The organism is Paenisporosarcina sp. P5_A11, from assembly GCF_056400705.1.
The window spans coordinates 1-11,485 of the sequence record NZ_JBFUKT010000100.1 but is presented as its reverse complement, the minus strand read 5'-3'; the positions used below and the strand labels follow the sequence as shown (position 1 = coordinate 11,485).

The following is an 11,485-nucleotide window of genomic DNA, read 5'->3' as shown; positions in this document are numbered from 1 at the left end:
TCTCCGAACAGCTCTGATACAACTTCATGAAGAAGGGCTTTTGCGAATTCATCATTTTGTACAGATGGTGTAACACGATCATAAGTCAAACGAACCGTTCCACCAAAAGCGGCTGCCACGTTGGAAGCAATCTGCTCAATTCGTTTTGGCATTTCTTCTCGCGTAGCCGGAAGTAAAGTTCGTACCGTTCCGTTTACCGTTACAGAATTCGGTAAGATTGTGCCTTTCGTACCGCCTTGGATTTGTCCAACACTTAATACAACAGAATCAAGTGGATCAATTTGACGACTCACGATTTGTTGAAGTGAAACAAGCACTTGTGCTGTAATCATCACTGCATCAATCGCTAAGTGTGGATGAGCGGCATGGCCACCCTTTCCCGTCACTTCGAGTTCGAATATATCTACTGCCGCACCACTGAACTTTGCATTCGATGTACCGAATTCGCCAACTCTCAATGCTGGGGCAACATGAAGTCCTGCCATTAAATCCATCGACGGGTCATAGAGTGCACCTGCATCAATCATTGCTTTTGCTCCTGCCCCTACCTCTTCGGCAGGTTGGAAAACCAGTTTCAATGTCCCTCGTTCAAGTCCGATCATCGAGTTGACTTTTGCGACTCCCAGTAAATTGGTCGTATGAACATCATGGCCACATGTATGCGCTACATTGTCACAGACACTTTTGTACTCTTCATCTATTTCGTCCGGCATTGGCAATGCATCCATATCAGCACGCAAGCCAATGACTCGACCAGGGGTTGTCCCTTTCAAAACACCGATAACACCTGTGCCTCCAATCCCCTCAGTTACTTCATATCCCCATTCACGCAAATACGCTGCGACGATCGACGCTGTGCGTTTTTCCTGGAAAGCTAGTTCAGGATGTCTTCTTAAATCTCGTCGAATGACGACCATTTCATCAAATACGGCGTCAACCGCTTCAACCAAAGCCGGATGAAGCTCTTTCACTCGGTCAAACGGATGGAGTCCCGTTTTTAACTGGCTCACTATGCTCAACTCCCTTCTCATTCATCTTTTCTTCAAATGTAAATACAAGTGCAGCCATCAATTTAATATTTTCGATAAAATCATCAATTCGTATATTTTCATTTGGTGCATGTGTATAAGAAGCAAAATGTCCAACACCGAAGGAAACTGATGGAATGCCGAATCGTTGGCATAAAACATACATTGGCCCTGTACCTGGTGTATTTGGAATCACATTTGGAGTGAGCTCGCTATATTTACCGATCGTTTCGATGACTGCTTGAGCCAATTTTTCGGAAGGATGTGTACGCGCCGCTTCTTCAGTTCCAAATATGCGAATGCCGATGTCATCGTACCCGTTATCATCTAAATAGGAACGTAAATCTTCCAGTAATTGATGTGGGTTTTGTCCAGGGACCAATCGGAAATCAATTTTGGCAAATGCTTCCGATGGCAACACCGTTTTCGATCCTTCCCCTGTGTAGCCCGATTGGATCCCGCAAATATTACATGTTGGTTCATATATGTGTTTCGATTTCAATTCCTCACCCGTTAAACCATTTACAAATTGCTTGACTCCCAAGTGCTCTAATGTTGATTGTTCCTCTAATAGGTAGTGAGAAAGCAACTCCCGTTCTTCTTCCGTTATGGGATTGATGGAATCATAAAAACCGGGAATGAGAACACGCTCATTCGAATCTTTCAATAAATTCAACGCCCATATTAATCGCCATACCGGGCTCTCGATAATGGAAGCCTGAGCAGAGTGAAGGTCCGTGTTTGCACCTTTGACGAAAAGTTCTACATACAACATTCCTTTTACGCCTAGGGATACTTGTAAGCGATCATCTGCATCACGATAGCCAAATTCCCAAACACACCCGTCTGATTGAATTTTGTCTTGATGCTTATCAGCAAAATCAGCTAAATGAATACTGCCGATTTCTTCTTCACCTTCAAAAATAAACTTGATATCAATTGGCAGTTCACCAGTCACTTGTTTGATTGCATGGATGGCAGCTAAACGAGCAATGAGATTTCCCTTGTTGTCCGCAACTCCACGGGCATATATTTTCCCATCTTTCATCAATGGTTCAAATGGAGGTGAATTCCATAGTTCAATGGGATCTTCAGGTTGTACATCGTAATGATTATAGAAACTTAATGTAGTTGGACTTTCACCTTTCAAATGCGAGTAGACGACTGGATAACCTCTAGTAGGCACCAATTCAGGTTTTGTCTGCAATGCTTTTTCAAAAAGGGCTTCCAAAAAATCCGTGCTTTCCTTCATGCCACGTTTTTGTGCAGCGACACTCGGAATCTGGCAAAAATCAGTTAGCCATTTAATATATTCCTCGCGTTTTTCGTCAATAAATGAAAAAATTCGTTTGTCCAAAAACCTCATCCCCTTTTTGGAAAAATACCATAAATAATTTCTTTAACATTACTTAAATCGAAATATTTTGTCAATCTATTTTTTAACTATTTTAAATTCATTGATTTATCAATCTATTTATGATTAAGTTATTTATACTAAATAACGATTAAGGAGATGCATAGGTTTTGTCAGACACACATGAATTTTTATCCTCACATATTCAAGAAATACAAGATGATTTAATATCACTTGTAAAAGCCGAGTCACCCAGCATGCAAAAAGATCTAGTTGATATGACAGGAAATTTGTTAAAGGACATTGTCCATAATAGGCTTGGTAGCGGTTACATTTGCAAAGTACATCCACAAAAAGACTCTGGTGATCATCTTCAATTTGAAAAGAGAGAAACATCAAAACCACGTATATTATTCCTTAGTCACTTTGATACGGTTTGGCAAAAAGGGGAACTTCCAATCCGCTTCGACGAACAATTATTATTTGGACCTGGTGTTTTTGACATGAAAGCAGGATTACTCTCATCAATTTGGGCTGTTACTTCATTAGAGAACACACTAGATACTTTGCCCATTTCACCTGTATTCCTGTTCACGTCAGATGAGGAAACAGGCAGTCTGTCTTCTCGTAGCTTAATTGAAGAAGTGGCGAAAACATGTAATGCCGTATTTGTCATGGAACCTGCTGAAGCACATTCGCATGCACTTAAAACAGCCAGAAAAGGGATTGGCATGTACCAGTTAGCTGTAAAAGGTGTAAGTGCACATGCAGGGAATCATCATGAAGATGGTGTTAACGCGATCCTGGAAATTGCTTATCTCGTTCAGCAACTAGAAGAACTTACGGATTATTCAAAAGGGACTACTGTAAGTGTTGGAACAATTAAAGGTGGAACAACAAGCAATGTTGTCCCGGRACACGCCTCCATCGACATTGATTTCCGTGTGACTACCCTGGATGAAGCAGATCGAATCATGCAGACGATTGAACAACTGAAACCAAAAAACCCGGTAGCCAAATTGACGATTACAGGTGAATTAAATCGACCACCTCTTGAGCGAAACGAAGCAAATCAAAAATTGTTCAAACTTGCGAAACTAGCTGGCCAGAAAATAAATATTGAAATTAAGGAATCAAGCGTAGGTGGAGGAAGTGACGGGAATTTCACGTCTGCACTGGGCATCCCGACAATTGATGGATTAGGCATTCCGGGTGATGGTCCTCATGCCAGACATGAACATATCCGATTTGATTTATTTGCACAACGTTGTGCTCTAGTCGCAGAACTATGTATCGTCTATGCACAAAATTCATCAACGGATTTGAATGAGAAGATGACCCCACAACAAACATCGTGAAGTTTCACATACAAAATTTTGAAAAGGAGTAAAGAAAAAATGACAACTACTCTTACCGAAACTAGTTTAGATAAACAACTCATCGTGTGGAGACGTGATTTTCACCAACATGCTGAATCGGGATTTTTGGAAATGCGGACCGCTTCGATTGTGGCGGCTTATCTGACACAACTCGGGTATCCATTAAAAGTGGCTTCAGAAGTAATGATTGCAGACGCTCGAATGGGTGTACCTTCAAAAGAAGTATTGGATAGTCATTATAAGTGGGCAGAACAAAACGGCGCGAATCTGGAATGGTTGCCGAAATTTGCCGGTGGTATGACAGGACTTGTAGCAACTCTGGAAACTGGAAAGACCGGAACTACAACAGCCTTCCGTGTCGATATGGATGCCCTGGATATCCAGGAAGACCTGTCTGAAGATCATATTCCATTTAAAAATGGATACGCTTCAGTAAATGCCAACATGATGCACGCTTGTGGACATGATGGACATACTGCCATCGGACTGGGTTTAGCCACCATACTTATGGAGAATAAAGATTCGTTGACTGGAACGATCAAATTGATTTTTCAACCGGCTGAGGAAGGTACGCGTGGAGCAAAATCGATGGTTGAAGCGGGAGTAGTCGACGATGTCGATTACTTTATCGCCACTCACCTTGGAACAGGAATTCCTACAGGGAGCTTTGTTGCCGGCAATGCGGGATATCTGGCAACCACTAAAATGGATGTGAGATTCAGAGGGTTTGCTTCCCATGCTGGGGGGAAACCCGAGGAAGGACGCAATGCCTTGACGGCTGCGGCTTCTGCAGTATTGGGACTTTACGGGATTCCCCGTCACTCAGCAGGTGCATCACGCATAAATGTTGGGGTCTTGCAAGCAGGCAGTGGTCGAAACATTATCGCTCCCTCCGCTTTCCTGAAACTTGAAACCCGTGGTGAAACGACAGCGATTAATGATTTCATTCGAGGCCAAGCTCTGTCTGTTTTGGAAGGTGCAGCAAAGATGTACCAAGTGGATGTTAACGTGGAAGTTGTCGGAGGAGCACTAAGTAGTGTACCGAGTAAAGAGCTTGTTGAGCGGGTAGCTGCTGTGGCTGAAGCTTATCCCACAATAACGAATGTCATCAAGTGGTCAGAAGGTCCCTCGGGTTCTGAAGATGCAACGTACTTTATGAACCGGGTCATGGAGCTAGGTGGGAAGGCAACTTACTGTGTGGTCGGCAGTGATATTTCAGCAGGACACCACAACGAACGCTTCGACATCGATGAATCGTCATTGAGAACCKGAGTAGATGTTTTGTATCGTGTTGCACTTAAATTGAATGCATGATAAAAAAATCCGGTCAAAGTGGCGTAAGCCGTTCAGTTTTGAAACACTTTTTCTAAATTACAACCCTAAATAGACACCCAATTAGATATACAGTTGGATGTCTATTTTTTATTGATTTATCTAGGTTTACATCTACTTTACTTTCCAATTGCACATACAATTAACAGTTCAAATAATAGGATCTAGCTTTGCATCCTTTTTACAAGCTATATTAGATACTTATCCTTGATCATTTTCACATGATGAAGTTCATGACCTGCAATAATGTATGCCAGAGCACTTACGGAAATTTCGCTGTTGTTCGCGATTCCTTTTCTATCCCGAACTACTTCAGACAATCCACGCACTAGAGAAAGGGTTGAATGCCTTACTGTAGAATATTCTTCAAGCAAATCTGGGAATGAACGGGAATGAAATAAAGCTTCTTTTACATATTGCTCGTCATCATAGCCTGCAAGTGGCGTTTGATCTCCTCTTGCTATCCGGAGAATTCTGTAACTCATAATTCGTTCCGTGTCTGCGATATGGCCAATAACTTCTTTCAGTGTCCATTTCCCTAGTGCATAACGATAATTCGCTTGTGTTTCAGAAACATCCGAAAGCAATGCAGTTGTGTTCTCAAGGTGTTTGATTAGCGTATCTTCAAGAGACCCCTCGGAAACTAGATCAATATACTTTCCATAATAAGCGGGAAATTCTTCTTTAGTTGGTTTTGTCCACATCGTGTTTCCTCCTCGTTACAATCACAAGTTACCAATATTAATGAATGAATAATAATTTTATGTATTTAGCTCATTAATTACTTCCTACCAATGTTTCAGCAAGTTTAATATTTTCCATTAAGTAACTCGGTATTGCATCATTATTTAATATTTGATGAGTTGACATCCAACAAACACTGTCTACTTCATCAGGAATCTTCGCATATGCCTCTCCAGATTGGTGATCGCAAAGAAAAACAATGTCGACCACATGTAAACCCAAATCTGTTACAAATGAAGAACTATTAACATATCTAAGATTTGAAACCTAGTGGTCACGTTACTTATTTATATACAACATAACCTCATCCATGTATGATAGGTTTTCCAGAATCGACTTTAAGACATTGAATATCAGATGGTTTTTTACTATTTTCAATCCATTCCAAAAATACCTTTTCAGAGACAACCTGCTGAATTTGACTAATCATGGCTGTACGGTTTTTTAATCTATATTGAATTTCCTTCATTTCATTAAGAAAACATTCAACATATTTGTAATTTGCATTATGTTTCTCAGACAAAATAACGCCCTTTTCTACCATCTCTGTATAAAAGCAAGGGCTATCTAATATAGTGTTTTGACCTTGAGATAAATGAAAATCAACTAATAACCAATCGATATCGTACGCTATTTTTCCAGCAACATTCGAATTCAAATTTTCAACTTCTGAAGAGGTTAATAATGCCGATTTAACAATATCGTGATCGATAATAACTGCACCTGTCATATTTGAAATTCGTCGAGCAAGAGTTGATTTCCCCGAACCCGGAAATCCAGACATTTGAAGAAAAAACATGAGATGCACTTCCCTTTAACAATCTATTTAATACCGGTTTATAAAGTTTTTTATGTCAACCTGAGAAATGACTAATCCTTTTAATTGTTCTAAGAAGTTAAAACTAATCCCAAAAGTTAAATACCACATCTCCAATATTTGATGGTTTCCAATAGAATAATTCCATTATTTCAGCGTCGCTTAATTCATTGTCGATTCCTAATATAACTTTACCCCTAGCTTTTTTAACCAATAATGTTTCATTCAGTTCAAGTGAACTCAAAACAATATAAAATGGACTAAACATTCTACCTAAAGGGTGATTATCAATAAAATTAATACTTCCATATTCAACTGAAGATGCAAAAGCTAAGAAAGGATAACTACTATTAAGTAAAATATAAACATGGTTATCGAAAATCTTAACAGTCACTTTATAAAAGTTTGTCGCTACTTTCGGTTCTTCAAAAGATAAGACTACCCCGTTGTTCTCCGAGACCACTGCAAAACAAATCTTTTTAAATTTCTTTCCATCAATTGTTGGAGCTGGATCACTTTTATCATGACTAAATCCTGTTACTCCATTCAAAAGATACAAGAGGATACCTCCATTCTGATATATTTTTAATCACTTGAAAAACGGAGCAAAAATCAGCATTATAACAGAACAAGAAATTAGAGAAATACTAATTGTATTCGTGAGTTTAACTTGCCCTCTTTTTCCCACCGATTAAATAGAGGTCTTGTTAAATGTTATTTCCGACAATTCCTCTTCAATTCCTTTCATTATGTCAAATGCTCCTCTCGACTTGTTTGAGCATACAACAACCTTGAATGAAGAATTAGGAAAATAAGCAGAGTGAAAACTAACTCCGGGATCATAGCCCATAACATGGTATTTGGAGATAAGATTCTCATTCTTCTCTATCCATACTCCATACCCATAAAAGCTATCTTCTTTGACTTCGGTGTGGGCAGTGAGTAACTGATTGGTAATTGATTTGTTTATCAGTTGATGATTCATAAGGGCTTCCCAAAACCTCCCCATATCTGTTGCTGTAACGAATGCTCCACCATCCGACCCACCTCTTACTGGTAACGAATAAATATTCGTTTTCCATGTCCCATCAGAATTATCAATGTAACCTAGCGCAATCCTTTCTGGGAGAGAGTCAAAAGCAAAGTACCCTGAATCCAACATTCCTGCTTTTTTAAAAATCCGTTTCTCAACATAGTCAGTAAAGGCAAGTCCACTTGCTTGTTCAACTACCAAACCGAGCAATATATAACCTGCATTATTGTAATGAAAACGCTCGCCTACTGCTGATTTCATGTTCTCATTTTGAAATAAAGGTAAGAAGTCTTTCAAACACCTAATATGATACATTGGATTTTTAATCCACAAATCTTCGAAATCATCCATCACTTCTTCATCAAAATAATCAGGTATTCCAGAAGTATGCGTTAACAAATGATGAATCGTTATCGTTTCGTTAAAATGCGGAAACTTCACATCTAGACAATCTCTTAAAGTAGAGTCAAAGAAAATTTTTCCTTCCTCTACAAGCTGACAAATTGCGATTGAAGTAAAGAGCTTACAGCCTGAAGCTATACCATACCGAGTTTCTGTTTGATTTTTAATTTGTTCAGAACGATTCGCGTATCCGTAGCTTACATCTACTAAAACCTGGTCTTCATTTTTAACAAATGCTGTCCCCGAAAACTGATTATTACTTTGCAAGTTTTCTATTCGATCAATTATGTTTTGTTTCATTTTATATTCCTCCAATTTAAATCATCTCTAGTTGCTCACAGTATGTTATTGAAAAAAACTGTTTCATTGTGCTTGAGTAGGAGTCCCTTGATGGAAAAACATTTTCCATTGTCCATCACTAAGTTTCCAGATAGAACTTCTCAATGTATACTGCATTTTTACTTCGTTAAATATTCGATAAGTGGTTAACACTGTGTTTGTAGATAGTTGATGTATTTTAAAATCACTTAATGTCATCTTCACAACTCCAATTCCATCTGCCTCAATTCCATCCTTGTACAATATGTTTCCAGAACTTCCAAATTCAAAAAAATCGCTTGCAAGTAAATTTGAGAGTTCTACAAGTGATGTCCTTATTTCAGGTTTTAATAATTTTTCTTCGAGCTGCAATAGATGCTCTTTTAAAGTTTCTTGATCAGACATTATTCAGACCTCTTTTCGTTAATTCATTGCGTTAAAATCTGTTCATCTATTTATAATAATTCTACAAGGAAACATATTTCCCTTTTTCTTCAAATAACAATATATAATTAAAGAAATTAATTTTAATAATCGGCATGTCTAATAGATATAATAAATCTAATTTATTTTTGCAAATGAGGGTTTCTGTATGTTGGAATGGATAGCGATAATAACCATGTTAATTGACCATATCGGGTATGAATTTTTTCCGACTGACCTTACTTGGAGAATGATAGGAAGGATTGCTTTTCCTATTTACACCTACCTATTAGTGAGGGGGTTAACATTAACAAGTAGTAGATCTACCTATTTTAAAAGATTATTGGTAATTGGCGTATTAGCGCAACTTCCTTTTACATTCCTTTTCGAGACCTATTCATTAAACGTACTCTTCACCCTATTATATGGAGCAATTGCAATCGTAATATATGAAAAAATCGGGATAATTCGGGGGATTTTCATCCTCGTGATTTTTGGTCTCATCATGGTGCCCATCTCAGATTTCACGGACTACGGTATATATGGATACTTATTATTTTTACTCTACTATTTTCTGAAAGAAAAACCGGTTGCACTACTAATCGGTCATGTAAGTTTAAACGTTCTATATAGCTGGAATTATTTTGATTCTTGGCATTCTATTCAATCATTCAGTATCATTGCCACAAGCATAATAATTTTCAAAAATCACCTTCCTGTAGTGAAAATACCAAGATTATTCTATCGAGCTTTTTACCCAACCCATATGTTGATTTTGTATCTCCTATCCCTATTAATTTATAGATAAGAATTAATAGAGGTAGGAAACGCGACTCCTTGATACAAAGGTTCTGTTATTTTCTTGTTAGACTAATTAGAGAAGAAAAAGAAATTTATAAAAAAAATATATGATACAATAAAAATGCCTGAAAAATTACCCATTAATTTACAGACGAAAGTTGTTAGAGGAGGCGTTCATTATGAAAAAAAACAAAAGGCTTATTATTAGTAATGATTACACGGGGATAACGCCTAATTAACAACTTGGTTTAGCGTTTCCCCGAATTTTGAAAGGGGAAAATTATGAAAATAGAAAATGTGGAAATTGTAGAGTTAAATGCAGAAAATTGGTACGATTGTTGGGAATTAGAGGTATCGGAAGAACAAAAAGAATATATTGAACCAAATGCTATATCAATATCGCAATCAAAGTTTGAAACTACATTAAAGCCCTATGCTATTTATGCTGAAGAAAAGGTAGTTGGTTTTTTGATGTATAATTCTGTTCAAGAGGAACTAGATGGTTATTGGGTATATAGAATAATGGTGGATAAGCAATTCCAAGGTAAGGGCATAGGTAAAGCAGCAACCAAACTAATGATGGCTGAGATGACTAAATCATTGAATGCTCAAAAAATCATTGTAGGTTATCATCCCAAAAACTTGGGAGCACATAACTTGTACGCAAGTTTAGGATTCATTGATAACGGTGATAGGTTCGGTAAAGAAATGGCAGTTATTAAAGAAGTAACTACTGATTAATCAGTTGATAGAATATCTTAAGCAAAAAAGGACCATTTGGGGTAACGGGTTCCGTTTTGAAGTACAAACATAAATAAGTAAACAAAAGGGTTATCAATTCGTATATGAATTGGTAGCCCTTGTTTCATTGATTTTGCAACGTTTAATGTGTTAAATTCTCTTTCTTGGGTGTTTTTGATTAATAATAGTAGCGGCTTATTGAACTAAAGCACTCGTTAGTTATCGCAATCAAACAAAATTTTATCCAGAACACACAACTCCTCCTATTCCATTAACCTGTTGCGTTAGTTGACCAAGTAACTGGATGATCCGTCCGCAAAACCTCGATTCAATTACTCAGATGGATTGTATCGAGCATACACCATAGGTTGACATAACACCCCGATTGGGAAGAATTCAACTAGGTTCATTAAAAAAAGACTGCCCTATAAAAGGCAGCCGATTTCTTCAACTAAAACACTCGTTAGTTTAATAAGAAAAGTTTGTATTTTGCTAAAAGATTCTTACGCGAATATTGTTAAACCCCATTTAAAATGATGCTATGCATTTTCGCTTAAGAATTTGACAAACATAAAAAGAAGTCGCCCAAAACCCTACAGTTAATGAATAAGAAGCAAATGCATTTTCTCTTAAAAATCCTACAAACATAAAATACCTCCTAATTAAAAATCGTGTAAGAAAACTTGAACTTGTTTCCTTGAGCAAAAAAGTTTCCTTAGCGCAACTATAATATAACATATGTATTTCCTCTTGAGAATTCTACAAATATAACAATATTTCCTCAATTGCAGGTAGTAAACAAATGAACTTGCTTGTATGGGGCATGCAAACCTGTTGACATAATAGATGAATTAGGAAGTATTCAACCAAGAAAAAGCCGCCTTTTAAAGGCAGCTGGTTGGTCAACTAAAGCACCCGTTAGTTGACAAAGAAATAATTATTTTCTTAGCAATTGTAATAACAAATTTCTTATTTTATTTAACTTTGGAGTATTTAAACAAACAAATTTTCACCTATGCTTTTCAAAGTTTTAATTCACCATACATTGAATAATCTACTTCACCTGAAATGTTTTCCAGCCCGTTTTCGCATAATTCCATTACCATTAGATTC

At 37.5% G+C, this 11,485-nt stretch carries 12 protein-coding genes; 4 read left to right on the top strand and 8 right to left on the bottom strand.

Annotated elements, in window-relative coordinates; genetic code table 11:
• Both AC1DOS_RS13230 and AC1DOS_RS13225 read right to left on the bottom strand, forming a co-directional pair.
• Window positions 1-1,010 (bottom strand): M20 metallopeptidase family protein (locus tag AC1DOS_RS13230; RefSeq protein WP_477537886.1); only part of this gene is annotated, 1,010 nt, incomplete at its 3' end.
• Window positions 976-2,385, bottom strand: coding sequence for a M20/M25/M40 family metallo-hydrolase (locus tag AC1DOS_RS13225; protein ID WP_477537885.1), 1,410 nt, complete (start codon window positions 2,383-2,385; stop codon window positions 976-978). The genes AC1DOS_RS13230 and AC1DOS_RS13225, both read right to left, overlap by 35 nt.
• Window positions 2,386-2,552: 167 nt before the next feature.
• On the opposite strand from AC1DOS_RS13225, the gene AC1DOS_RS13220 reads away from it, so the two are divergent.
• Both AC1DOS_RS13220 and AC1DOS_RS13215 read left to right on the top strand, forming a co-directional pair.
• Window positions 2,553-3,740, top strand: a complete 1,188-nt coding sequence (locus AC1DOS_RS13220; protein ID WP_477537884.1) for a M20 family metallopeptidase — start codon at window positions 2,553-2,555, stop codon at window positions 3,738-3,740.
• A gap of 39 nt (window positions 3,741-3,779) precedes the next feature.
• Window positions 3,780-5,075, top strand: a complete 1,296-nt coding sequence (locus tag AC1DOS_RS13215) for an amidohydrolase (RefSeq protein ID WP_477537883.1) — start codon at window positions 3,780-3,782, stop codon at window positions 5,073-5,075.
• Window positions 5,076-5,281: 206 nt separating this feature from the next.
• On the opposite strand, the gene AC1DOS_RS13210 is transcribed toward AC1DOS_RS13215, so the two are convergent.
• From AC1DOS_RS13210 to AC1DOS_RS13185, 6 genes are all read right to left on the bottom strand, one after another.
• The gene (locus AC1DOS_RS13210; protein ID WP_477537882.1) at window positions 5,282-5,797 is read right to left on the bottom strand and encodes a DinB family protein; all 516 of its coding nucleotides are present in this window, start codon (window positions 5,795-5,797) and stop codon (window positions 5,282-5,284) included.
• A 73-nt stretch (window positions 5,798-5,870) separates the two neighbouring features.
• Window positions 5,871-6,047: a hypothetical protein gene (locus AC1DOS_RS13205; RefSeq protein WP_477537881.1), complete on the bottom strand. Its 177-nt coding sequence runs from the start codon at window positions 6,045-6,047 to the stop codon at window positions 5,871-5,873.
• Between the two features lie 94 nt (window positions 6,048-6,141).
• Entirely contained in the window at window positions 6,142-6,636 is a 495-nt protein-coding gene (locus AC1DOS_RS13200; RefSeq protein WP_477537880.1) for a P-loop nucleotide/nucleoside kinase family protein, read from the bottom strand.
• A 103-nt stretch (window positions 6,637-6,739) separates the two neighbouring features.
• On the bottom strand, window positions 6,740-7,213 hold the full coding sequence (locus AC1DOS_RS13195) for a hypothetical protein (RefSeq protein WP_477537879.1): 474 nt from the start codon (window positions 7,211-7,213) through the stop codon (window positions 6,740-6,742).
• Between the two features lie 132 nt (window positions 7,214-7,345).
• Window positions 7,346-8,389, bottom strand: coding sequence for a serine hydrolase domain-containing protein (locus tag AC1DOS_RS13190; RefSeq protein ID WP_477537878.1), 1,044 nt, complete (start codon window positions 8,387-8,389; stop codon window positions 7,346-7,348).
• Between the two features lie 63 nt (window positions 8,390-8,452).
• Window positions 8,453-8,812 carry a nuclear transport factor 2 family protein gene (locus tag AC1DOS_RS13185; RefSeq protein ID WP_477537877.1) on the bottom strand — a complete coding sequence of 120 codons (360 nt, stop codon included), beginning with the start codon at window positions 8,810-8,812 and terminating at the stop codon, window positions 8,453-8,455.
• Window positions 8,813-8,999: 187 nt separating this feature from the next.
• Between AC1DOS_RS13185 and AC1DOS_RS13180 the strand changes: the two genes are divergently transcribed.
• Complete coding sequence (locus AC1DOS_RS13180; protein WP_477537876.1) at window positions 9,000-9,638, top strand: TraX family protein; 639 nt, start codon at window positions 9,000-9,002, stop codon at window positions 9,636-9,638.
• Window positions 9,639-9,913: 275 nt separating this feature from the next.
• Window positions 9,914-10,372, top strand: a complete 459-nt coding sequence (locus AC1DOS_RS13175) for a GNAT family N-acetyltransferase (RefSeq protein ID WP_477537875.1) — start codon at window positions 9,914-9,916, stop codon at window positions 10,370-10,372.
• The last annotated feature ends 1,113 nt before the right edge of the window (window positions 10,373-11,485 follow it).

What these genes read in the sequence shown, in the direction of transcription:
- AC1DOS_RS13210 (WP_477537882.1), bottom strand. Translation starts at nt 5,797, where the DNA reads ATGTGGACAAAACCAACTAAAGAAGAATTTCCCGCTTATTATGGAAAG.
- AC1DOS_RS13200 (WP_477537880.1), bottom strand. Translation starts at nt 6,636, where the DNA reads ATGTTTTTTCTTCAAATGTCTGGATTTCCGGGTTCGGGGAAATCAACT.
- AC1DOS_RS13190 (WP_477537878.1), bottom strand. Translation starts at nt 8,389, where the DNA reads ATGAAACAAAACATAATTGATCGAATAGAAAACTTGCAAAGTAATAAT.
- AC1DOS_RS13185 (WP_477537877.1), bottom strand. Translation starts at nt 8,812, where the DNA reads ATGTCTGATCAAGAAACTTTAAAAGAGCATCTATTGCAGCTCGAAGAA.
- AC1DOS_RS13180 (WP_477537876.1), top strand. Translation starts at nt 9,000, where the DNA reads ATGTTGGAATGGATAGCGATAATAACCATGTTAATTGACCATATCGGG.
- AC1DOS_RS13175 (WP_477537875.1), top strand. Translation starts at nt 9,914, where the DNA reads ATGAAAATAGAAAATGTGGAAATTGTAGAGTTAAATGCAGAAAATTGG.